At 64.7% G+C, this 23,104-nt stretch carries 23 protein-coding genes; 11 read left to right on the forward strand and 12 right to left on the reverse strand.

Features of this window, described 5'->3' with window-relative positions; translation table 11 throughout:
- Positions 1–36: 36 nt before the first annotated feature.
- From ASC70_RS21335 to ASC70_RS24670, 4 genes are read right to left on the reverse strand one after another with little or no spacing between them, the layout of a single operon-like run.
- Positions 37–792: a GIY-YIG nuclease family protein gene (locus tag ASC70_RS21335; protein WP_056054329.1), complete on the reverse strand. Its 756-nt coding sequence runs from the start codon at positions 790–792 to the stop codon at positions 37–39.
- Entirely contained in the window at positions 785–1,645 is an 861-nt protein-coding gene (locus tag ASC70_RS21340) for a hypothetical protein (RefSeq protein ID WP_056054331.1), read from the reverse strand. Before ASC70_RS21340 ends, ASC70_RS21335 begins: the two co-directional genes overlap by 8 nt.
- On the reverse strand, positions 1,642–2,790 hold the full coding sequence (locus ASC70_RS21345) for a DNA cytosine methyltransferase (protein WP_056054334.1): 1,149 nt from the start codon (positions 2,788–2,790) through the stop codon (positions 1,642–1,644). The genes ASC70_RS21340 and ASC70_RS21345 overlap by 4 nt, the downstream gene beginning before the upstream one ends.
- Positions 2,783–3,091, reverse strand: a complete 309-nt coding sequence (locus ASC70_RS24670) for a hypothetical protein (protein WP_235519543.1) — start codon at positions 3,089–3,091, stop codon at positions 2,783–2,785. Before ASC70_RS24670 ends, ASC70_RS21345 begins: the two co-directional genes overlap by 8 nt.
- Here ASC70_RS24670 and ASC70_RS21350 point away from each other — a divergent pair.
- From ASC70_RS21350 to ASC70_RS21360, 3 genes are all read left to right on the forward strand, one after another.
- The gene (locus ASC70_RS21350; protein ID WP_082547430.1) at positions 3,090–3,674 is read left to right on the forward strand and encodes a hypothetical protein; all 585 of its coding nucleotides are present in this window, start codon (positions 3,090–3,092) and stop codon (positions 3,672–3,674) included. The two genes, ASC70_RS24670 and ASC70_RS21350, sit on opposite strands and share 2 nt — an antisense overlap.
- Positions 3,671–4,543 carry a hypothetical protein gene (locus ASC70_RS21355; protein WP_156396282.1) on the forward strand — a complete coding sequence of 291 codons (873 nt, stop codon included), beginning with the start codon at positions 3,671–3,673 and terminating at the stop codon, positions 4,541–4,543. The genes ASC70_RS21350 and ASC70_RS21355 overlap by 4 nt, the downstream gene beginning before the upstream one ends.
- Positions 4,544–4,638: 95 nt before the next feature.
- Positions 4,639–5,232, forward strand: a complete 594-nt coding sequence (locus ASC70_RS21360) for a hypothetical protein (RefSeq protein ID WP_056054341.1) — start codon at positions 4,639–4,641, stop codon at positions 5,230–5,232.
- 368 nt (positions 5,233–5,600) lie between these two features.
- On the opposite strand, the gene ASC70_RS21365 is transcribed toward ASC70_RS21360, so the two are convergent.
- From ASC70_RS21365 to ASC70_RS21380, 4 genes are read right to left on the reverse strand one after another with little or no spacing between them, the layout of a single operon-like run.
- Entirely contained in the window at positions 5,601–6,956 is a 1,356-nt protein-coding gene (locus tag ASC70_RS21365; protein ID WP_056054344.1) for a hypothetical protein, read from the reverse strand.
- Positions 6,953–7,477 carry a hypothetical protein gene (locus ASC70_RS21370; protein ID WP_056054347.1) on the reverse strand — a complete coding sequence of 175 codons (525 nt, stop codon included), beginning with the start codon at positions 7,475–7,477 and terminating at the stop codon, positions 6,953–6,955. Before ASC70_RS21370 ends, ASC70_RS21365 begins: the two co-directional genes overlap by 4 nt.
- Positions 7,425–7,931, reverse strand: coding sequence for a hypothetical protein (locus tag ASC70_RS21375; RefSeq protein WP_056054350.1), 507 nt, complete (start codon positions 7,929–7,931; stop codon positions 7,425–7,427). Before ASC70_RS21375 ends, ASC70_RS21370 begins: the two co-directional genes overlap by 53 nt.
- Positions 7,924–8,445, reverse strand: a complete 522-nt coding sequence (locus tag ASC70_RS21380) for a hypothetical protein (RefSeq protein WP_056054354.1) — start codon at positions 8,443–8,445, stop codon at positions 7,924–7,926. The genes ASC70_RS21375 and ASC70_RS21380 overlap by 8 nt, the downstream gene beginning before the upstream one ends.
- 173 nt (positions 8,446–8,618) lie before the next feature.
- Between ASC70_RS21380 and ASC70_RS21385 the strand changes: the two genes are divergently transcribed.
- The 8 genes from ASC70_RS21385 (at position 8,619) to ASC70_RS21420 (ending at position 17,331) form a co-directional block, all read left to right on the forward strand.
- A complete protein-coding gene (locus tag ASC70_RS21385; RefSeq protein ID WP_056054356.1) occupies positions 8,619–9,005 on the forward strand; it encodes an antitoxin Xre/MbcA/ParS toxin-binding domain-containing protein in 387 nt (128 codons plus the stop codon).
- A gap of 2 nt (positions 9,006–9,007) precedes the next feature.
- Entirely contained in the window at positions 9,008–9,712 is a 705-nt protein-coding gene (locus ASC70_RS21390; protein WP_056054359.1) for an RES family NAD+ phosphorylase, read from the forward strand.
- A complete protein-coding gene (locus tag ASC70_RS21395; RefSeq protein ID WP_056054363.1) occupies positions 9,712–13,068 on the forward strand; it encodes a TM0106 family RecB-like putative nuclease in 3,357 nt (1,118 codons plus the stop codon). The genes ASC70_RS21390 and ASC70_RS21395 overlap by 1 nt, the downstream gene beginning before the upstream one ends.
- Before the next feature lie 71 nt (positions 13,069–13,139).
- Positions 13,140–13,748: a 3'-5' exonuclease gene (locus ASC70_RS21400; protein WP_056054365.1), complete on the forward strand. Its 609-nt coding sequence runs from the start codon at positions 13,140–13,142 to the stop codon at positions 13,746–13,748.
- A gap of 461 nt (positions 13,749–14,209) precedes the next feature.
- Entirely contained in the window at positions 14,210–15,340 is a 1,131-nt protein-coding gene (locus tag ASC70_RS21405; protein ID WP_056054368.1) for a pentapeptide repeat-containing protein, read from the forward strand.
- On the forward strand, positions 15,337–16,026 hold the full coding sequence (locus tag ASC70_RS21410; protein WP_056054371.1) for a nucleotidyltransferase domain-containing protein: 690 nt from the start codon (positions 15,337–15,339) through the stop codon (positions 16,024–16,026). Before ASC70_RS21405 ends, ASC70_RS21410 begins: the two co-directional genes overlap by 4 nt.
- Positions 16,027–16,078: 52 nt before the next feature.
- Entirely contained in the window at positions 16,079–16,579 is a 501-nt protein-coding gene (locus ASC70_RS21415; RefSeq protein ID WP_200940393.1) for a hypothetical protein, read from the forward strand.
- A gap of 227 nt (positions 16,580–16,806) precedes the next feature.
- Positions 16,807–17,331, forward strand: a complete 525-nt coding sequence (locus ASC70_RS21420) for a hemerythrin domain-containing protein (protein WP_056054374.1) — start codon at positions 16,807–16,809, stop codon at positions 17,329–17,331.
- A gap of 137 nt (positions 17,332–17,468) precedes the next feature.
- Here ASC70_RS21420 and ASC70_RS21425 read toward each other — a convergent pair whose 3' ends face one another.
- The 4 genes from ASC70_RS21425 to ASC70_RS21440 form a co-directional block, all read right to left on the reverse strand.
- Entirely contained in the window at positions 17,469–18,608 is a 1,140-nt protein-coding gene (locus ASC70_RS21425) for a PAS domain-containing sensor histidine kinase (RefSeq protein WP_056054376.1), read from the reverse strand.
- Positions 18,601–19,335, reverse strand: coding sequence for an alpha/beta fold hydrolase (locus tag ASC70_RS21430; protein WP_235519548.1), 735 nt, complete (start codon positions 19,333–19,335; stop codon positions 18,601–18,603). The genes ASC70_RS21425 and ASC70_RS21430 overlap by 8 nt, the downstream gene beginning before the upstream one ends.
- Positions 19,336–19,685: 350 nt before the next feature.
- Positions 19,686–20,990: an acetamidase/formamidase family protein gene (locus tag ASC70_RS21435; protein ID WP_056054382.1), complete on the reverse strand. Its 1,305-nt coding sequence runs from the start codon at positions 20,988–20,990 to the stop codon at positions 19,686–19,688.
- Positions 20,991–21,053: 63 nt separating this feature from the next.
- On the reverse strand, positions 21,054–22,814 hold the full coding sequence (locus ASC70_RS21440) for a S41 family peptidase (RefSeq protein WP_056054385.1): 1,761 nt from the start codon (positions 22,812–22,814) through the stop codon (positions 21,054–21,056).
- Positions 22,815–23,104: the final 290 nt, after the last annotated feature.

The raw sequence follows: 23,104 nt of genomic DNA on the forward strand, positions 1-23,104 counted from the left end.
GCCTCCCAGCGACCTGGGCAAGGGCGTGGTGCTTCTTCATGAATCCTCGTCGCCCTCACCCTCCTTCGGCACCGACATCGCCCCTCCGGTGGCTTCGAAACGTCGTGCAGCCAGCCATTGCAAGCGCTTGGCCTGGGTGAGCATCACGCGGCGAAGCCCGCCCTTCACCTGTCGTTCTGAGATCACCTGGGCCAGCCGCGAAATGATCAGCGCCCGTCGTGCGATCCGGAAGTCGGGGTGGCCGCGTAGCTCCAGAACACGCTCGGAAACGATGCGGCCGCGGAAGGACGGCGGCGCCTCAACAAGAAGACCACCGGGCGGTGGGTCCTTCTCATTGAGGATCGCTTTGAACTGGGAGTCGGTGACAGCCTTGGCCGTAATCAACCGCTCAAGCGCGTCGAGATGCGCGCGAGCCGGCGGGGCCAGTTCCTTGTCCTTGGGATTGACTATCTGGAACTGCGGGAGCGGCCAGACCTCGATCTCGAAGACCTCGAACGGATCGAGGACCGACATGGCAACGGCGTCAGTGCGCTGGTTGGTTAAGTGACGGCGGATGCGGGTACGCAGCTGCTCGTTGGTCTGGCCGACATAGATCGGCTCGCCGTCATAATCGAAGAAGGCATAAACGCCCCAGCGGTAGTGACCCACGAGGGGCTTTGCGCCCGACGGATCGTGCTCGAACGGGGTGTCAAGGAACTTGGTCAGACAGGCCCGCAGATCGTCAGTCTCGAACGGGGGCCGCTTGATGAAGTCGGGGTTGATCCCGAAGAGAGCGGGACCCGCGTTAAACACGGCGGATCGCCGTCATCTCCGACGCGTGCTGTATCAAGCCTGCCCGCCGGATCGTCGTGCGCCGGAAAAGTTCCTCGCCCTGTTCACCCAGCTCGAAGTCGACATAGGTGACCTCGTCGTCCGTGCCGCCGAAGGCGTGGTGGAAGGCCGACAACAACTCCACGCCGTAGAGGTCCTGAGCCGGGGCGTACGGGTGGTTGACCGATGGAATCTGTCCCGGAAGCACGTAGACGCACGGCGGCGGTGTCGTGAACGGCCCAAGCGTCGTGGTTCGATTCGAAGAAGCCAATGCCGCCAGCTTCGGACATGGCCGCCCCATGGTCCCGCAAATCATGTCCCAGATTACCAGGCCGTCGACACGCTGGTTGCGGCTAATCATCTCGGCGCTGAGGCGGGTATGGATCCCAGACCAGGCGTTGCGGCGCGGGTCGGCCCCGCTGTTGGTGCAAAGGCTCCACGTGACGAATTCGTCGGCTTCGGGCGGGCGCTCGAAAATGTTGGTGTTGGCCCCGTCCAGGCACCCTTTCTGGTCGATCACCGCCAGCCGGCCGCTGTTAAGCCGCACGTAGTAATCGTTCCGCGCCCCGCCCTTGGCCCGGTCCCAGTCGGCGATAAAGCCGCCGTCCTGCATGTGGTTCAGCACATGCTGCACGAATTCCCGTTTGCCCCGTAGGGTGGCGGAGAACTCGCCACGCAGCTTCTCGATCGCGCCCCGAAAGATTGGCGAATTATAGAAGTCCGTCTCGTTCAGCCCATGGTCGCCCAGCTTGTGGGCCTGGGTCTTCAGCGCGCCCGCAAACCGATCGATCTCGGCGCGAAGCCGAGCATCCTGTTCGCAGGGGATCACGTTCATGCAGCCGCCTCCTTGGCCTTCGCACCGACGCCCAGCAAGGGTTCGAAGATATGCTCTGCTAGGTGCCGCACGACGGGCACGGCCACGCCGTCCCCGGTGAGATGATAGGCCTCATTGTAGTTCTTCGGCAGCTTGTAGTCCTTACCAAGGCCCATCAGGCTGGCGGTTTCGCGAGCCGAGATCAGCCGGCTACGGACCTTCTCGCCGTCGACCACCACAATGACCTGGCGGCTCGAACCGCCGGCGGGGGTCCGCAGGCATCCGGCGACATCGTCGAACCGGATTTCCGCCCGCTGGACCTTGAAGCCCTTCTCATCGACACGGGTGCGCTTGTAGACACCGCCGACCATGCGCCGGCCCGCCCGTTTGGCGGCTTTGACCTTGTCGAGGTTGATCGGCGACATCATCGCCAGCAGCTGCTTGGTCTCGGTCTCGGTGTGCCAGGAGACGCTAGTCGGCTTCTCCTCGATTAGGTCGGCGAAGGTGTCGTTGCGGCGAGGCGGTGTGGGGACGTTCCACCAAACCATCTTCTTTAGCGCCGCCTTGCCTACGCGCTCAAAGGCGCGCTGCAGGGCCGCGGTGTGGAAAGGCTCGATCGGGCCGGACGACAGCAGCGACGGATCAATCTCCACATCGGCCCGCACGCCGATGACGAAGAGGCGCGGCCGCGACTGCGGCACGAACAGTTGGGCGTTGATGACCAAGGCGCCATAGCGGTAGCCGGCGTCTGCGAAGGTCTTGCAGATCGCCTCGAAGTCGCTGCCGTTATGCGACGTCAGCGTCCCACAGACGTTTTCCAAGGCGACCATCTTGGGGCCGCGACCTTCGGCGATCAGCGCCTTCACGATGTCCCAGAACGGATAAAAAGTACCCGAGCGCTCGCCTTTCAAGCCAGCGCCGCCGCCGGCCAGCGACAGATCCTGACACGGGAACGACCCCCATATCAGGTCGGCTTGGTCGGGGAGCTGTGAAGTCTTCACCTTGCGAACGTCGCCAACGTGGAGCTCGCCGCCCGTCCCCCAGTTGTCCTGGTAGGTCAGGCCCTTCTTACCGTCGAAATCGTTGGCGAACAGGCAAGTCCAATCCGGACCCAGGCCCGCCCGGGCCATGCCGCCCCCGGCGAAGAACTCATAGAACTTAGCCATTGCGACGCTGGCCCTCCCCAAGGCCGTTTTCCGCGCGCGCGCGCGCGAGCTTTTCTTGAATGGCTTCGGTTATCCAAGTGTTACGAGACACCATCCCGGGGCGCTCGCCCCGCGCTGCGTCGATAGCGTCGAAGGTTTCCCCGGGCAGCCGCAGGTTGATGCGGTCGAGGGTGCGGATACTGGCGGTTTTCGAATCGCTAATCATGGCGCCACACTGGCGCCACAGCGGCGCCGCGTCGAGTGTTTCCTTTTTGTTCTTTCTTCGCGCGAAGTCAAGAAGCACCGCGCAGGGAGGGATCATGGCGAGTCAGCACCTCTATGGGCAGCCGATTGTGCGCCAACTCGACATCGATCGGCTTGCCGAGATCAGCGACGAAGACGCTGACGCTGGCGAGGACAACGGTCTGGAAGGCAATCAGCAGTACCGTGATATCCGTTCCATCGGCTGGGATTTCGTGGCTGAGGCGCTGGCCCGGGAAAAGGCGCTCTTCGAACGCTTCGCCGCGGCGGAGGACGTCGATGATGAGGCCGAGCGCTATATCGAAGAGATCGAGATGGCCGTCTTTCCCGAGGAAGACTTTTGGGGTCTCGACATCGGCGTCATTAGCGCGGTGATGGCGCTGTCCGCCCTGGGCGCTGTGACAGTGAGCAGTTGCAACGCCGGGGGCTTCGGCGGTCACCACGTGGAGCGCTTTCCGCTCGTGGTCATGTTCCTCCCGCGCACCATTGCAGATGGGGTCTTGGAGATTGCCGAGGCGGCCGATGTCGGTCTCGACATGACCGAAGGTGGCCTTGTGCGGCTCTATGGTCGCACGGACTTCGACCTGCATCGATTTGGACAGGCGGCGCTAGCTCGTCACCAGGCGCAGGGTCTGCGTCCATGACCCTTCTCGTCTGCCATCGCGATGCCGGCATGGTGACCTTGTTGGCTGACACGCGCATCTCCGGCGGTCTTGGTGCGCTTACGGATATGGGGCCTAAGATTATGAGCGTGCCCGTAGTCACGGCGCATGGTTCAGAAATGCCCGAACCGACCGTGCGCGCCACCTTTGGCTTCGCCTATTCGGGTTCAACGCTTGCGGCGATGAGCACGTACGCCTTAGCGACTACCTGCCTGCAAACCCTTGTGACGCCTGAAGCTCCGCGCGTTCCCTCTGTAGCGGCCGTCGTTGATCTCTTTGCTCGATTGGGCGAGCGATATATCCGCGAAGTCCACTCGCTCTTCGATTGCTTCATCGTGGGGCCTGCCGACGATGGTGGTGAGCCAATCGCTTACAGCGTTACAGCTCGAATCCTGGATGGGCAGCTTACGATTACGTCGCTCGAATTGGACCGGACACGACGCGGTCTGTGGGCGTTGGGATCGGGCGCCAGCGCCTACATGACCTTCGCTCAGTCGCGACGGGGCCGGTGGCGGACAATCGTGGAAAGCGTCGAGAGTTTCATCCGCTCCGGTATGGAACCCACAGTAGGAGGGCATCTACAGTCAGGCCGCTGCGACCCGGAGGGTTTCCAACCATTTATGACCCTCAGCGTCGATCCAGAGGACGGCGCGGTGAGCGCGGCTCTGTTGGGACTGAGCGATGAAGAGCTGGGGTTCGTCGATGGCCTCGACATTGGCGTCCAAGCTCTAGGACCGCGCTCAGCGTTCCGACCCGGGGCTTTCGCCCGCCGATCTATCGAAGGCCAGGACGCGACGTACGTCGGCTACTGGCGTTCCCTCGAGTATGAGGCAGAGGAAGAGGCAGGATGACGACCATGTCAGCGCCTCAACGGCACGGTTCTCTATGCCGCCATAATCGCCACACGGTGTATGCATGCTTGGTAGAGCGCCTGATACTCTGAGAGATGACCTCCCCCTACGACGACTTCCTGCTCGCCGCGAATCCACATGCTTGGCTGCTCTCCGCTGACGACCTTCATAGGGAGGCTGTCAGCCTCTACGGTCGAAGGGGACGTGAGCAGATCACCCTGACCAGCAAGGCCGGCGCAGTGTCCCGCGATGTGGTTGACCGGCCGGCGTTTCTGCTTGCGGGGTTCGCTCTCGAGAACGCGATCAAGGCCTTTCTAGTCTATGAGAACCCTGCCTGGGTTTCGAATGGGATGCTCGCCCGTACCCTTCGATCCCACAGCCTCAGAGAGCTTCAGTCCAAGTCACGCCTAGTCCCCTACAAGATGCGTCACTTGAACGTGCTGCGTGCGTTCGAGGACGGGCTCGAATCCTGGTCGCGCTATCCCTGTGGCTTGACGGCGGCTGACACCCGAACGGCAGCGTCGCTTCCAATAGACCTTTGGGCCAAATACCTCCTGCTCATGAGAGCCTATGGCACGCGGATGGTTGATTTGCTGGGTGTTGGATGGAACGGCCCGCATGGATTCCACGCGAGCTGGACGTTCGGCGGCGGGTTCCTCGAAATGTGTGAGCGACGGAACCGCAAGTGAGGTCGTGGCCCAACCCATTTCGAGACCTTCGCGCGCGACGCCGGGAATCAGGTCCGAATGGAGGACTGCGGGTCCTGGTGGGCGAGGTCGCCGAAGACTTCGAAGACATCCACGCGGTCCCGGCCGATGAGCAGGCGCGCATTTTCGCGCCGGCCGCGCCTTCGGGCGGTTGAAACGTGACGCCGGCGCGAACGGCGTCGCCTATCCAGTGTCAGGCGTGCCGCCGGTGCCTGCATCGGCGCCTTTCGCCCCAGGACGTTCGGCCCGCCCCACCAGGAGCGGCATTTGCAGTACCGATGAAACGGCGCGCGTCGACTGCTAGTTCGACTATTCCAGCGAGCTCCGGATCGACTTCTAGGCGCAGGAGATCATTCGGACGTCCCGGCGACGGTATCCAGGTCGATCATCTCACCGCCTAGGAAGGCGGGGATTGCCGGCGACTCGCCGCCGTCGATCTGCATCTCCGGAGCCGACAGGCCGATCTGGATCAAGGCGCCCGCTGGCTTCATGGACGCCAGCCGAATGACCTGGGCGATGGTCAGGGCACCGGTCGCCGCCCCGACGAACGGCACGGCGACGCTGCCGTCGGCCAGCGTGTAAGCCCCACAGCCCTGGGCCTGCGATTCAAGCGCGCGATAGGCCGCCTTGCCGAGCAGATCGTCCGCCGACCGCTTGGGCTCTGGCGCGTTCCAAAGCGCTCCTGTCGCTGCGCCCTTGGGGATCGTGCGGATCTGCAGTCCATCGAAGTCCTTTGGACCGCGGCCGATGCCGGCGTCGATCATGTAGTCGAAGCCATGCGCCGCTAGAGTGCGCCGAGGCTGAACGTCATCCAAGCCGCACAGCAGGAACGGCGGGTCGTCGGCCGTCTTCTGAATATCGCCCCGATGGCGACGCTCAATAAGGCCTGTCTCCCAGCCTGCGGGATCCAGCCAGCTCGCAGCCAGCCGGACCTTGCGGCGGCGCTCGGCGTCGCCGACCACCAGGATGCTGGTGGGCTCGTTCTCGATGCTGATGTGCTGATCATCCTGCAGCACCGCGCGGCGTGGCCCAGCGTAGGGAAGGGTGAGCAAGGTCCAGACGAACGCCTGACCCAGATGCCCGAGACCTACCAGCCACAGGGCGTTCGGCGCCGTGAAGCGCACAGGGCCCAGGTCGGTGGGCGTGTCGGTCCAGGGCTCCCAGAGCGACAATGTGACCGGCCCGGGCGCATGCGCGGATCCGACGATGATGCTGGCGAAAACCTGGCGGACGGCGAGGGCGCCAGCGAACACGCCGGCAAGGCCCAGCCGGGAATCGCCGCACGCGGCGTCCTCCGTCCGGAGTCCAGACAGCCAGCGGTCCCACCAGCAGGCGACTTCCCACCGCCGGCCTGGCAGGGCCGCGCCGATGGCGATCACATGGGTGGCTTCGCTCGGCGGATTTTCGACGACGGTTGCGCCCAGCGCCACGGCGGCGTCGACCAAGGTCGCGCCAAGCGGGAAGGCCAGCCGCAGCGGCGCGCGGGCGTCGCGGGTCGCCAGGGTCACCCGCCCGAAACATTTGAAGGCCGTGGCGATTGCCGTGAGGACCGCGGCTTGGCCGGCGGTCGTGCCCGCTTGGCGTTCACCCAGCAGGATGCAGACGTCCACGGCGTCCAGCCGCGCCTCGGCTTCTGAGAACGACGCGGCGAGCCCGGAATCGGTGAGGGCCTTGGTGACGCGGGAGCGTCGGAGATGCACGGTCATGCGCCGTCCTCCAGTTTGACGAAGCGCCGGCCGGCCGCCGAGTGGTCCGCCCACCGGCCCCCGCCGAGAAACTCGTAGATTCCGATCGCACCCGGCTCGGGCGCGCCGGTCGCGAAGTCGGGCAGGATCATCGCGATGTGTCCGGCCCTAGGCATCACCGGGCTGGCCATGTCGGACGGGCTCTGGCGGCAGCTTCCCGGATGAACATGGACGTCCGCGACGACGCCGTAGCCCCGCATGCGGCAATGTTCCCAGAGCCGCGGTAGCGCCGTCTGGCGGATCGTGACTTCGCCGGTCTCCAGGGCGCGCGGATCGATGTCGTCGTAGTACACGAACTCCAGGATCCGGCGGCCGCCATCGGGCAGTTCCGTCCCCAGCAGATAGGCGCCGCTCTCCTGGCGGCCGCCTCGCGTGCGGCGTTCCAGCTGACGAACGCCGTCGGCCCAGATCGACCGGCGGCAGCGAAGCCTAGGCGGCGGCCCGAACAGCCAGCCAAGCAGCCTGGTCAGAGGCGAGGCCATAGAGTTTCTCCATGATGAAGGTGATGTCGCGGTCGCGCCGCCAGGCCTCGTCGGGTCGCTTGGCGGCCCATTCGCCGTGCGGTGCGGCGTGACGCTGCCAAGCCCGATAGATGCCGCCGTATTCCACGGTGTTGTCGCGGTTCCAGATCTTCAGTGCGTCGACTACCCCGGGCGGCCCTTCGTGCGCCTGCGGTGCGGCCGGACGGGAGCCGGCCACCGGGTCCCAGGCCTCGACAAAAGGGGGCTGGGCCGGGAAGCCGTCGCAGACCAGGCGAAAGGTCATGGGAACGGCAAGCTCGCCGGCGAAGTCGCGCCCGATCACCTGGACGACCAGTTCCGGAAAGGCATAGAGGAGGACCGACCAGCGGCCCTCCTCGACTCCGGCCTGGAAGGCGACGCCATTCAGCTGGCCCACGAGGGTCAGCGCGTCGGGCTGCAGGTTAGACTCAGCCATTGGTGAAGTCCTTCAGCGTCAGGTCGACCACCAGGACATGGTGCCCGCGCGGGACGAAGCTGCCGATCGCCTCCTCGCGGGGGAGGGGATCGCTGGCGCCCGGCAGGATCAGGTTGGCGCGGGCGCCCGAGACCGGATCGAGCTTGAAGCCGTGCTTGCCGACCGCCCACTGCAGAACCTTGAACACCGACTTCGACGGCGCGAACGCCTTCTTCTCGGTACGGTGCTCGTAGCGGACCTCGACCTCGATCAGGTGGGCCTTGTGAGTAACCAGCCGCAGCGCCTTGCGACCCGGCGGCAGGCAGGTCAGGTGCGCATCCTGATCGCGCTCGAACAGGAGGATGTCTTCCTCCAGCGCGAGCGCCAGACGAAGCGCCGCCAGCAGATCTTCTCCAGGCGGCAGTTCGAGAACCACCGCCTCGGTCGATCCGCCATGGACCACTTCGATGCGGATCGTCTCGGTCTTGAGGCGGTCGGCGTTCGCCGGGGCCGCCGCGGTATCCAACGTCTCCATGGGAGGAAACCTTCTTTAAAGCGGCGGCCGGAACGGACCCTCCGGCGGCCTGGGGTGGGGTTGACGCAATCGCAAAGTGGACTAAAACAACTCATCGGTCCGTTTATGGACAAGTACATAGTTGGACTAGGTTGGCTTTTCAAGTCCAAATGTGCACAATCACTGGAGGGTCTATGCCAGATGCGACAAACATCGAATCCACGCGCGCTTCGCCGCCCGCCGCCGACGGGCTTTCGGCCTTCTTCGCCCTCGCCGACGTCTGGAAGCTGACGACGGACCAGCAGATCACCCTGCTCGGCAGTCCGGGCCGCTCGACCTTTTTCAAATGGAAGAAGGACGGTGGTGTTCTGTCGCCCGACACTGCGGAGCGGATTTCCCACTTGGTCTCGATCTACAAGGCCCTGCAGGTGCTGTTTCCCCAGGCCGAACGGGCCGACGCCTGGATTGAGCGTCCCCACCGCTTCTTCGGCGCCAAGCCGGCCCTCGAGGTCATGCTGGGCGGCGGGCTTGAGGGAATAATTCTGGTTCGGGACTACCTGGACGCCCAACGCGGAGGCTGATCGTGTCGTATCCGACCTGTGACATCGAAGGTGAATTTCACCGGCTGATTCCATCCCGGTTCCCGCCTGTGCCGCTCTATGCGCGACTCGGCTCAACCGAGATTCAGGAGGCTGCGCAGGCCGTCGAAGCGATCACCAATCCGAGGCTCCAGGCTATGGAGCTGCTCGCTCAGGAGGGCCCCGACGCCGTCAAGACGAGCGGGGCGCAGAACTGGAATCTCGCGCCGTTCGCCTATCCGAACCCCGAAGGCACGACCTTCCTGAGTCCCAAGTACAAAGTGCTCGAGCTCGTCGAGGGATTGATGCCGGCGCTCGTCGTTGCCGTCGAGCGCCGTGAGGCTTTCCTCGGCGGCAGTGGGGAGCTGCCGATCGACATCGACATGCGCGCGCTGGTGCATCCCGTGAAGGGTCGCTTCGCCGATCTCAGGGGCCTTCCCTTCGACGCGGATGCGGCCGGGCGCTGGAAGCTCGGGGCGACGCTCTACGAGACGGACGTCCAGGGGATCGTCTTCCACCGGCCCGATCTTCCCGGCGTCCGCGCCGTAGCGGTGTTCGATCGCACGGCGCTCGGACGAGCGGTGCAGTCGGATCACTTCAAGTTCGTCTGGAACGGCGAGGTCGTGCAGAAGGTTGGCAACTTTTCGACTGATGAAGCGATGGACCGGCAGACGCTGTTTTCCGCCCTGACCAAACGGGCGGCGGCCTGATGCGGGAGATCGACGGCACCCGGCTCTATTCCGCCTCGGACCTAGTCAATTTCCTGGGCTGCGGCCATGCGACAGCGCTGGATATTCGACAATTGCGAACACCTGTCGACCTGCCGCCCGATGGCGAACAGGCCGTGCTCCTGCAGGAGAAGGGCATCGAGCACGAGCGGGCCTATTTGGAACGGCTGAGGGGCGAGGGCCGCACGATCGCCGACATTCCGGCCGAGGGCGCGCTGGAGACGCGGGTGGCACTGACCCGCGCGGCACTCAAGGCGGGGCCCGATGTCATCTATCAGGGCGCGCTCTACGGCCAGCCCTGGCACGGCTTTTCAGACTTTCTCCTGAAGGTCCCTGGTGTTGCTTCCCGCCTCGGCGACTACGCCTATGACGTGGCCGACACCAAGCTGGCCCGGACCGCCAAGCCCAAGCATGTCATCCAGCTCTGCATCTACGCGGAGCTTCTGGAACTTGAGCAGGGCGTGCCGCCGCCCGGGCTGCATGTCGCCCTGGGGACGGGCGTCGTCGCCACGGTGCGCACCGATGATGTCCGGTACTATGGCGCAATCGCCCGGCAGCGGTTTGAAACCTTCGCGGGCGCCACGGGCCATGCCACGGCGGCCGAACCCTGCGGCCATTGCACCTTCTGTCGCTGGAACACGGCCTGCCAGGGTGAGTGGGAGGCGACGGAACATCTGAGCCTAGTTGCGGGGATTTCCGGGGCGCAGCGCGAGCTTCTGCGGGCGGCCGGCATCGGCTCGATGCGAGACCTTGCGGCGGCCACGAACGCGCCCGCCGACCTCAGGGCCACCAGCTTCGACGCCCTGCGTGCGCAGGCCCGCCTGCAGATCGCCCGGCGCGATAGGGCTGACGACACCGTCGAGATCCTGCCGCTTGCCGCGCATCGCGGATTCCAGCGGCTGCCCCAGGCGGACGCGGGGGACATGTTCTTCGACATGGAAGGCGATCCGCTCTTCGAAGACGGCCTCGAGTATCTCTTCGGCGTCGTAGTTACGGTCACAGACGGCCCGGCGTCCTTCCATGGCTGGTGGGGCCATGACCGAACCGCCGAGAAGCAAGCTTTCGAGGCCACCGTCGACTTCATCATGGAGCGGCTGCGTGACCACCCGTCCGCGCATATCTACCACTACGGCTCCTACGAAGAGACGGCGCTGAAGCGTCTAGCCATGTTCCACGGGACGCGGGAAGGTGCCGTCGACGACCTCCTGCGCGGCGGTCGGCTGGTCGACCTCTATAAGGTGGTGCGCGAGGCGGTTCGTGTGGGCGAGCCGCGCTACTCGATCAAGAACTTGGAAGCCTACTACTTCGACCGAAAGCGTTCGGGCGAGGTAACTACGGCCGGCGACAGCATTGTCATGTACGAGCGATGGCGCCGGCTTGGCGACGCCGCCATTCTGGAGGAAATCCGGGCCTACAACGAGATCGATTGCCGCTCGACCCTGGCCTGCCGCGACTGGTTGCTCGGCCTTCGGCCCGATGCTGCGGCCTGGTTCACTGGGCCGGCCATCGCGGTGGATGATCCGGTCCGCGACGCCAAGCGTGCGGAGGCCGCAGCGCTCACCGAGGCGATGACGACGGCCTTGCTCGACTGCGCCCCGCACGAACGGACCTGGCGCGAGCTCGTCGCGCACCTGCTTGAATTCCATCGCCGAGAGGCCAAGCCGGCGTGGTGGGCGCAGTTCGCCCGCGGTGAGATGAGCGAGGAAGACCTGATCGACGACGCCGAGTGTATCGGCGGCCTGCGAACCGACGGACAGCCGCCGCGTCCCGACAAGAAGTCCCAGGTGTTCGGGTTCACCTTCCCGCCGCAGGATTTTAAGATGCGGGTCGGCCATCAGCCGGTGCGGTCGGGTTCGCTCGAAGCCGCGGGCGAAATCGTCGCCCTCGACGAGGACGCCCGGACCATTTCGCTGAAGCTCGGGCCGTCGCGCAGTCCGCTGGGGCCGGCTCCCTCCTTGATCCCGCCAGGTCCAATCGGTGACAAGGTGCTTCGCGACGCGGTCTATCGGTTCGCGCAGTCGGTCGTCGCCGACGATGGACGTTACCAGGCGCTGGCGCATATTCTGAAACGGGCGCCGCCGCGCCTCTCAGGCCGCGCGCCCGGTCAGCCGATCATTGCCGACGGCGCGGAGCTGACCTCTGCCGCCGTGGACGCCCTGGAGTCGCTGGACCAGAGCTATCTCCTCGTCCAGGGGCCGCCGGGGGCCGGGAAGACCTACACGGCCTCTCACGCGATCGTGGCTTTGCTGAAGGCCGGCAAGACCGTCGGTGTCGCCTCCAATTCCCACAAGGCGATCAACACCCTCCTGTCAGCGATCGAAACGGTTGCCGGAGAGCAGGGGCAGTCCTTCAGCGGCGTGAAGAAGTCGTCACAGGACGATCAGATGCTGGCCGCGCCGCGCTTTATAGTGAACACCCTGGACAACAAGGACGTGGCGGACGGCGGCTTCCAGTTGATCGCGGGCACCGCCTTTCTCTTCGCCCGCCCGGAGTTCGACGGTCGGCTGGACTATCTGTTCGTTGACGAGGCGGGACAGGTCAGCCTGGCCAACACCATCGCTATGGGGGTGAGCGCGCGGAACATCGTGCTAATCGGCGACCAGATGCAGCTCGCCCAGCCGATCCAGGGCGACCACCCGGGCGCCTCAGGGCTCTCGGCCCTGCAGCACCTGATGGGCGACCACGCCACGGTGCCGCCAGACCAGGGCATCTTCCTCCCGGTAAGCCGTCGCATGCACCCGGCACTTTGCCGGTTCATCTCGGAGGCTGTCTACGACGGGCGCCTGGTTTCGGACGAGGGGGCTGGTCGCCAAGCCCTGTTGGCCGATCCCACGCTCGACGCCGAGGCCCTGGTCGCGGCCGGTCTAAGGTTCGTCGATGTCGTGCACCGCGGCTGTGCGCAGAAGTGTCCTGCCGAGGCCGAGCGGTTGAAGCAGACCTACACGGCTTTGCTCGGCCAGCGGTGGCGCGACCGCGCCGGCACCGAGCGGGTGATCGGCCCCGACGATATCCTGGTGGTCAGCCCCTACAACATGCAGGTGAACCTGCTGCAGTCAGTTCTGCCGGCCGGCGCGCGTGTCGGCACCGTCGACAAGTTCCAGGGCCAAGAGGCGGCGGCGGTGCTGATCTCGATGGCAACCTCGTCCGGCGAGGACCTGCCGCGCCAGATCGAGTTTCTCTACAGCCGCAGCCGTCTCAACGTCGCCATCAGCCGGGCGCGCTGCCTAGCGGTGGTCTTCGCGTCGCCGCGGCTGCTCGAGATCGATTGCTCGACGGTTGAGCAGATGAAGCTGGTCAATACCCTGTGTTGGGCCAAGGCCTTTTCCGATGGCGGCTGATGCCGGTGGGACTACGCTCAGCCACGGCCGCTGCGATTCGCTGTGAGGTTCAGGCTCCACGGAGGGACCAAATGACCAAGCTGCTCGTCATCGACACAGAAACCGGCGGTCTCGATCCAGACCGCCACAGCCTGCTCTCCATTGCGGCTGTCGTCTGGGACGATGGCCGCGTCGCCGGCGAGATCGAGATCCTTGTTGGTGAGGCCGAGCTGACCGTCACCGCGCGGGCGCTCGAAATCAATCGGATCGATCTCGTAGAACACGCGCTCCGGGCCGTTCCCCCGGTCGACGCCCTGTCGCAACTGCTCGCGTTCGTTGCCGAACATTTCCGGCCGGAGCTCGCGGCCAGAGAGCAGATCGTGCTGGTGGGCCACAACGTCGCCTTCGACGTCAGCTTTCTGAGGCGTCTCTGCCGGCTTGCAGGGGCAGCCTTCCCCGTCGAATTCTCCCACCGCATATTAGACACCGCTAGCGTGCTCCGCTTTCTGTCCCTGGCGGGGTTTGTCCCAGCTTCAGCCATCGCGTCCTCTGAAGCCTTTTCTTACTTCGGTGTGCATATATCCGACGATTTGCGGCATACGGCGTTGGGCGACGCGCGGGCGACCGCAGATCTTTTGACGCATCTCGTCGGTTTGGTCCTTCCGGCCGGATTTGATCGGTTGACAGGCGCAGCGGCGTAGCAATCCGGGCGCATGAGCGCCTCGGTCTCCGGTGGAGGCATGCTCTGACCGACCGTGGGAAAGGCGTGCGATCACCTACGTCGATCCTCTGATGGTTGGAATATATTGCCCAAGGCTACAGCAGTAAGCGATGTCCGTTTCCAGTCCGAAAGCCAACCTCCGTTTCTGGCGCTGCCGCGCCGGCGGTCCTGACCTGAGGATTGGCCGGGCGAGGTGGTTGGCTGCGCGCAGGCGCTGAGGCTCATCCGCCAGGGGGCTCGTCAGGGGCGAAACGGCGGCGCTAAGGTGGCGGTTGCGCGATGCGCTGGGAACCTCCACCGCTCCATGACCCTGATCTTATATTCCGTGTTCGGCCACCCGTAGCCTTATCACTGGTCGATCGTCCGCCTGAGTAACCAAGCTCGACCACTGATTGTTTCCGGACTAAGACGAACATTGGTCACGCGCAGGGGAGGGCGGTAATGTTGCGCCGATTTCTGGATCGCCTGCTCGATCGGGCTCCGGCCGTCACGAGGACCAACGATCCCGTCGCCGCGCTGGTGCCGCCGACTAAAATTGCTGGTCACTTGGGTGACCGTCGGGCGACGAACTTCTGGGAGCCGATCTTTGGGCCCGAGGTCCAGATGGCCGAGGAACCCTATGACTGGGACGTCGGTCGCGATTCAGGTCCGACCCGACGGTTCTGCCAGGGCGGGTTATTGACTAAGAAGGTCGAGGCTGGCGAAACGCTGAAGATAAAGGACGTCACGTTCAAGGAGTGTGACTTCCAGGGCCCCTTCAACGCCACCGCGATCGTTGTTTTCGACAATTGCCGGTTCATCGGCTGCGACTTTGCCTATTCCGAATGGACTAGTGCCCATTTCAAGAATTGCGGCTTCATCGGCACGTCCCTGGCCATGGCAACGTTCGAGAAGTGCGAGTTCCGGGGATGCACATGGGAACGCATTGGCGTTTCGGGCAACAAGACCGATTTTGTCCGGACCTTCATAGAAAACCCTAAGGCGATGATCGCCGCGATGTATAGCGGCCAGGACCCCAGCAAGGGTTCGAGCAAGGACCACGCGTGCTATCAATGGTATCGCCTGGCTGGGACGCGCGCGCATGTCCTTCGCAACATCATGCTAAGTCACGCCAACGTGGGCGATGAACACGTCTACTATCGAACGGTCGGACTGCACGAGCTTCAACGTAATCTCGCGCGGCTGGGGGAGGATTGGTACAATATCCGATACAAGACTGGTTCGAGACGCTGGAAGGCAATCCGTGGAGCGCCCTTCCATGCCTTGAACCTAGCTTTGATGTGGATCTTCGGTTTGACCAACAGCTGGGGCGAGTCGGTGAGTCGGCCGAGCGTGCTGTTCGCCGCCATCTATGTGATCTTCGGCGCGGTCTACGCCTTTTCGCCCTTCTCGCCGTCGGTCGACCATCCCTGGCAAAAGAGCTTCGACATCACCTTGCTGATCGGCTTCACCAATCACGGGACCGCTCCCTGGCCGTTGAGCGTCGTGCAGGAGATTCACGGGCTTTTTGCCGTGGCGCTATATACCGTTTTCTTTTCCACCTTGATCTCGAAGCTCTCGCGTACCCGATGATAGGCCCTGTTCTTCTTCTATACGGCAGCAAGGCTCGCGGCGACGCTCGCCCCGGATCCGACATCGATCTGCTCCTGGCGCTCGAGGGCGAGGACCTTCAACCGCCGACCACCACTCATGGCGTGAGCCTCCATCGTTATCCCAAGGGCTGGCTTGAAAAGAGCGCCCGCGCCGGCACGCTCTTTTCGTATCACGTAGCTTTTGAGGGGATCGCGCTGGACGATCCGGACGGTTTCATCGCTCATTTGCGCGGCCTGTTCCAACTCAAGGCGTCCTACCACGACGAGCGAGCACTGGGCGCGCGCGTGATGCGCCTTCTGCTCGAGAATGACTGGGGGCCCAATCTCGCGGCGCGCCAACGATTCTTTTGGGCCCTTCGGACGGTGTTGATCGCCGCCTCCACGCGCATCGGCTCGCCGATCTTTGCCGCGCCCGCGCTTGAACGCCTCGCGGGCGTGGAGGGGGTCGCGGCGCTGATCGACGATCGAGAGAAGGCGGGCTTCGAGACCTGCCAACGGCTCGGCCTGCAGGTCTTGTCGACCTTGTCGCCGGAGAATCTCGCCGAGCCAGGTGGACAGATGTTGCGCGACCGTCTCATGGCCGAGGGCGGAATCGCCCGAGACTCGGTGCGCATCCTGGAGGAAGGCGAAGCGATCGCCGACATCGGCCTAGCGATTTATCTCTAGCCGTGGTCCGTTCGCTTCAATGCAAGCCCGTCTCTTCCTAGACTGCGATGGTGTGCTCGCCGACTTCGAGGCCGCCGCGACCGCCCTCCTGGGCATGCCGTCGAGAGTCTTCGAGGCGCGATACGGCGCGTCCACCTTCTGGCGGCGCCTGGCCAAGGCCGACAACTTCTATGGCGAGCTGCCACTGATGTTAGACGCGCGGGTTCTACACGAGGCCGTGGCTCACCTAGACCCAACAATCCTCACAGGCTGTCCGCGCGGCGGCTGGGCAGAGGCGCAAAAAGAGAGCTGGGCCAGGCGCAACTTCCCCGGCGTGCCGATCATCACCTGCATGGCGGTCAACAAGCGGGCCCATTGTCAGCCCGGCGATGTCCTCATCGATGACACGCTCAAGCATCGGCATCTGTGGGAGGAGGCCCGCGGGGTCTTCATCCATCACAGGTCGGCCGCCGAAAGCCTCGCGGCTCTCGCGAGCGCATGGCCAACGGCGAATATTCTCCATGGGAACGTTACGTCGCACGTGTTGCGCTCGACGATCCGACAGTCGACATAGCCGGCGGTTTTGTTGCTGCCACTGTAGGTCCAGCTCGGGCGAGGGCCACGGCGCGAATGTCTGGTTATCGGCGGCAAGCCAAGGTCGGCTATTGGCGCAGGGGCGACAATCGTAGAGCCGGTCTGCTTGTCGCGAACGTCTCGCAAGCGGTTGAATAGACGGAACAACGAAGATGGCTCAGCCATTGCGCCTGGGACAGTCACCCTGGCTGTTCAGGAGATGACATCATGGCTACCGCCACCCCCAAGCTTGACGCTGTCGCGTTGCTTAAGGCCGATCACCGTAAGGTCGAAGAGCTGTTTGCCCAATTCGAAGCCGCCAAGGGCGACGGCAAGAAGAAGGCCTTGGCCGAGCAGATCTGCATGGAGCTGACTGTCCACACCAAGATCGAGGAGGACATCTTCTATCCGGCCTGCGAAGGCAAGGTGGAGGAGGACCTCTTGAAGGAAGCCTATGTCGAGCACGACGGCGCGAAGGTGCTGATCGCCGAGATCGAGGCCGGAGGCCCGGACGACGAATTCTATGACGCCAAGGTCAAGGTGTTGTCGGAGATGATCGAGCACCACGTCGGCGAAGAGGAAGCCCGGGTGGAAGGTATGTTCAGCCAGGCCCGCAAAGCTGGCCTCGACATGGACGCCTTGGGCGAACAAATGGCCGCCGAGAAGAAGCAGCTGATCGCGACCTACAAAGCCAGCGGCCTGCCCGTTCCCGAGACGCCGACCTTCGAAGGCACGACGCTCGCGGCGCACTGACGCTCCGAGCACACGCAGCTTTGATTCTGAAAGGGGCGGCGGGACATCCGCCGCCCTTTTGCAATGCAGGAATCCGCAATCAGCCGAGCGGGATGTTGGGCCTGGCTCCTAAGGCGCGCGGCGCACGGCTCGTCGGATCAGGCGGCGTGGCCCGGCAACGGCATGGTGAACGTAAACCGGGTTTCTTCGGCGTCGGAGGTCACGACGATCTGGCCACCGTGCGCCTTGGCGATCTCAGAGGCGATGTGCAGTCCCAGGCCCAGCCCTTGTTGGCTGGGGCGGACCTCGCCGCGGAAGAACGGCTGGAACAGCCGCTGACGAGCGGCTTCCGCGATCGGTTCGCCGCCGTTGGCGACTGAAATCTCAAGTCTGCCGCCGACATTGGTCGCATAGACCCGCACCGGCTGGTCGGGTGCGCCGTGAATAATGGCGTTGCCCAAGAGGTTCGAGACGAGCTGACCGATCCGCGAGCGGTCGCAGTCGATCGGCTCGACCAGGTCGAAGTGGGTCTCGATCGTCTGGCCTGAAGGCCCGGCCCTCAGCTCGGCGACCACCTGCTCAAGCACGGGGCCGAGGGGTGCGACGGCGTCGCGTGACAGGGTCAGGCCACCGCCCAGCCGTCCGCGCGCGAAATCGAGCACGTTGTCCACAAGGCCGCTCATCCGTGTGACGCTGTCGTTCATCAGCGACAGGATGTGCGCGCCCTTGTCGCTGAGCGGTTCACGGCGCAGCAGGCGAGCCGCGCCCATGATCGCGGCCAGGGGATTGCGCAGATCGTGGCCGAGCACCGCGATGAACTGTTCGCGCAGCTGCGAGGTCTCCTGTTCCTCCTCCAGCCGCGAGCGGATCTGCTCTCCAGTGCTTTCGGCCTGCACCTGGGCGGCCAGAAGATTGCGTTCGTAACGCCGACGCTCGACGGCCACAAATAGGGTGATGCGAGTGAATTGAGCCTGACCCTCTGCGTCACGGCGCTCGAGCCCATTGGCGATGACGGGAAGTCGCTCGCCGCTCGCTTGGATCAGCTCCAGGGCAACCTCGTTGAAGAAGCCCTGCATCGCCAGCTGCGGCTTGAGGTGGGTTTCGAAGTACATGCGGCCAGCGATCGGCAGCAGGTCATAGAACGGCTTGTCGAGGACCGACGCAGGATCGCGCCCAAGCCACCCGCCGAGGGTCTTGTTCGCCTTGACGACGCGTCCGTTGGGACCAAGCGAGAGGTAGCCGCACGGCGCGTTCTCGAAGAGGTCCTTGAGGTCATTGTCCTGGGCTGGCTCAGACAAAGCTTCGCATAGCCTCGACCACCTCGGCGGGCGCGCTGAGGTTGGGACAATGACCAGTGGCCTTCATGACCTTCAAGGTGCTTCCGGCCAGGCGCTCTTGGAGATAGTCGCCGACCGCGAGCGGGGCGATGATGTCGTCGCTGCACTGGAGGATCAGGCATGGGATCGTGCAGGCCGCCAAGTCGTCACGGTTGTCGCTGGTGAACGTCACCCTGGCGAAGTGCGCCGCGATCTTGGGATCGGTCGTGCAGAAGCTGGCGGCCAGTTCCTCGCCCAGCTCGGGACGGTCTGAATTGCCCATGATCGCCGGCGCCATGGTCGCCGACCATCCCAGGTGATTGTCGGCTAGAAACTCCAGGAGCTCTTCGATCTGTTGCGGCTCGAAGCCCCCGACATAGCCGTCATCGTCGATGTAGCGCGGGGAGGGGCCGACTAGGACCAGCTTCTCAAACAGGTCCGGAGCCTTGTTGGCGGCCAGGACGCCGATCATGCCGCTGACCGAGTGTCCGACGAACACCGCCTTGGTCAGGCCAAGTTCCCGGCCGATCTCGACCAGGTCGTCGGCATAGCCGGAGAGGTCGCTGTATTTCACGTAGTCATATGCGGTCAGGTCCGAATGGCCCGCACCGACGTGATCGAAGAGCACCGTTCGAAATTGCGTCTCAAACGCCGGGGCCACCAAGCGCCACATGTTCTGGTCGCAGCCAAAGCCGTGGGCGAACACCATGGAACGCTCGCCGCTGCCTCGTACGGTTACGTTATTTCGCTGCAGGGCTGACATGGGAGGAAACTAGCGCTGGAGCTCCCAATGACCAACACGGATCTTCGCAGGCGAATTTGTCCGTCAGGTGGGTGACGTTTGATGCTTCGCTCCGCCTCGCAACGCGAGTGCGACCACGTGGGGCGGACCTGTTGTGATATTGGTGCATGCTGCTGAAGGTCCGGAGTTTGGAGCTGGCTCAAGGGCCGCTATTGGCGCAGCCCGGCCGGCAACTCGAACGTTCGGACCGGCAGGGAAGGGGGAACACTCCGCGGCAGGTGGTGAGCTGCCGTTGAGCGCCCCGTCCGCCTCGCGGCCTATCGGCGCTCAAGCATTGCTAAGGTGGACTTGGAGAGTTTCGCCACCACGTGCGGGCGCGGGTCCACCACCTCGGCGATCTCGTAGGTCACGGTGGTTCCCAAGACGGTCGCGACCTCGGAATCATCAAGGCCGTAGTGTTTCTTCAGCCAACGGGCGAGGCCCGAGGTGGCCATCTGAAGGGCGGTGTCGAGCGTGTTGTCGATACCGGAGACCATCACCGCGTCAGCATCTTCCGACCAAACCTGGCCAAGGTTGTCGCCCTTGACCAGCTCGACCCTGAATTCGACATCCAGCGAGGTCTCCAGCCCCTGGCCCGTGATCTCACCGTCGCCCTGAAGCGCATGGCCGTCGCCCAGCGACAGGAGCGCGCCCTGGCGGAAGACCGGGAAATAGATCGTGCTTCCAGCGACCAGTCGCGGATAGTCGAGATTGCCGCCATGGAACCCGAGGTCGCCGGCTGCAAGCGTCTGGCTTCCGGGCGGCGCGACGCCGATCGATCCGACCATCGGCTTGAGCGCGACTTCGAACCTGGCCAGCCGTTCGCTCGGCGTCGCTGGCCTTGCAACGCCCTTGTCCCTGTCCAGGGACCAGCGATTGTTCCAACCCTTGGTTGGCACCTGTGCCGGAGTCGGCTGCACCGCCCTGGTGCTGAGGCGGCCGCTGAACATGTCGGCGCTGTCGCGGTTGAGCGCGACCTTGACGAGGTGGACCACCAGGGTGTCGCCGGGCATGGCCCCTTCGACGTAGAACGGGCCGGTCAGCGTGTTGCCGGGCATGCCGCGCCACTGCAGCGCCTGGTCGCGCCCCTGGTTGTCCAGTGTCGAGGTCCGGACGGTGTCGCCCGGCGCGATCGCTAGGACGGGCGCCGCGTCAGGCCCATAGCTGACCTGGTAGCGGGACGGCTTGTACTCGTGCGTGCGAGGCTGGACCGGAGGCGTCGGCGGGCGAACGGCCTCGAAATCGACGCGCGCGCCATAGAGCGTCCCTTGCCCCGACAGCTTACCTTTCGCAGGAGAGAGAACGCCCTCGCCGACGACCTGATCGCGGAACAGAAACAGAAGCTTGGCGCGACCGTCCTTCAGTTCGCCCTGGACCGTCAGGGGAAACAGGCCAGCCTGGTCGAGCGGCCCGCTCGCGCCCGTGACGTGCTCGGCTTCGATGCCGAGCGTCATGGTGCTGGCGGCGCTGCCGGAGTGAAACCTGGCCGTGACCTGCCATTGGCCGTCCAACGGCAAGGGAGCCGTGGCGGCCTTCGCCATCGTCGAGGTCAGACAGATAGCCAGGGCAACCGCGCGCAACATTATCTTGTGCCTCCTCGATTATTGCAGCTGAAGGTGTCCGTTGGGCGGAAGCGGGCATGGCGGCTAGGGGGGCAGTGCTGTTCCCTGGGCGATCGCCAGGGCGGTCTCGAGCTGCTCGTCACGGCCCGCGCGCACCCCCGCGATGGTGCGGTGAACCTCGACGGTGGGCTTGATTCCGACGCCGTGGTGAGGCGTGCCATCCTGCTTGACCACGCGCATCCCCGTCCAAGTCACGGTGTAGTCACCTGGCAAACGCAGGGTATTGGCGTTGCCGTTGGTCCCAGCCGTCGTTTCGCCGACAATCGGCGCGAGTTTGGCGCCTTCGACGACGCCCAGGAAGGCTTCGGCCCTACTGATCGCTCGGCCGTCGGTGAGGAATACGGCCCTTCCCGCCACGCGGGGAGCTAAAGGCCTTATGACCCATTGCGAGGTGCTCCAGGTCACCGCCTGACGATCGGGGCGCAGCGCCACGGGAGTGTTCCAACTGGCTGAATAGATCGTCTGGTCGCTGAAGTGGGCCAGAAATTCTTGTGTCATGCCCGCTGGATATCCTCGCATGTCGAAGATCATTCCTTTGACCTTTGCAAGCAGGGGCCAGACGTCGTTCAGATCCGCATCCCCCACCCGGTCCAGATCGATGTAAAGGATCCCCGGCGCGAGCTCGGCTAGCGGCTCGGGCCGGGTGGGCCGCACGGCCCTGGCTTCGGCGACCGGAACCCGCTGCACGGTGATGTTCAAGGCCGCGCCGTCCGACCGCTGGCCGGTGAGGACGGCTCTGGAGCCCACGGGTCCTGCTTTCAAGGCTTGGCTGGATCGCCAGCGCTTCCACTGCGGCGTCGCGCCCGAGATCAATGTCTCTTCTTCGGCGAGAAGACCGGCGACTTCGCGACCGTCGATGGCGGTCACCACGTCGCCGACCGACAAGCCCGTGCCTGGAGCCGCCGCCAGAACCACGAGCCGGTCCTCGATCCATTCCCAGGCGACGGGCAACATCTCGCTCGAAGCGCGGTAGGCGATAACGCCGTGTCCATCGGCGAGGGCGGCGATCAGACGGCTCAACACGGCGCGAAAGGCCACCGCGTCGGAGGCGGTGGCCGCCCCCATCAGCGCTGGCCGCAGCTGGCTGGACCAGTCGACGCCGACCACGTCGAAATTGGGATAGAAGTGCTGGAACACATTCCAGGCGATGACCACATTGGCCAGCCTGGTGGTTCGGTCGATCTCTGTCGACGAGGGACCCGCGAGATTGTCCGGATGCTGTTCAGTGATCGCACCGGTGGTCGGCGTCACCAGGGGAAGACGCACGCTGACGCCGCCCGGCAGGCTGGCGCCGAACAGATCGGCTGCCGCTCCGGCCTCGGCGGGAACGCGCGTGCTCGTATAAATACCCGACTTGCCAACGCCCATGCCCTGATGTCGCCAGCGCTGGCCTGGGCCTGGCAGGATCGGCTCGGCCTTGGGCGCCTTGCCTGTTGTAGGCCAGGCTTGGAACTCCGGCGCGAGCGGGCGCAGCACCCTCTCGAGCCGCTCGGCAAGATCGGTCGGCGAGGTCGCACTCTCGACCTCTCGGACGCCTCTGAGGGCGACGGCGTTCCAATCGGTGCTCGCCGCCGTCTCGCCCGGATAGAAGAAGCGCACGTATCCGTAGGCCCGGGCGAAGGCGGCGAGATTGTCCGCGCCGCGCTTGCTCAAGGGGCGCGCGGCCTCGGCGCCGGATCCAGGCACGCTCGACGCCATGGGCACCACATGAGGCGCCGCCGCCGCCGAGGCGTCTCCGACGATGACTGACAACGACAGCAGGCACGCGACAAGACGCACGATCATCACCCCCAACTCGCGGCGAGGATTGCGGTGCAGCTTGTCGCAATTGTGGCGAGTAGATCGCCTCTGACAGCCTTGGGTTTGGTCACTATCACCCTGCCGCTGGGGGGCCTCCATAGTCGCCGACGGGCAAATCTGCCAGAAACCCAAAATGCGAATTGCATTGGCGCGCAAGGACCGCTTCTGAGTTTCGACGTGAATGGGTCCAGAAGGCCGGCGACGGTTTTCGCGGCTGGATGCTCAACGTCCGGCTCCTGGAGAGGAGCCACCGTCAGCTTCTGGCGCGAGCCGTG

The sequence above is a fragment of the Caulobacter sp. Root343 genome, from assembly GCF_001425745.1.
Classification (GTDB): Bacteria; Pseudomonadota; Alphaproteobacteria; order Caulobacterales; family Caulobacteraceae; genus Caulobacter.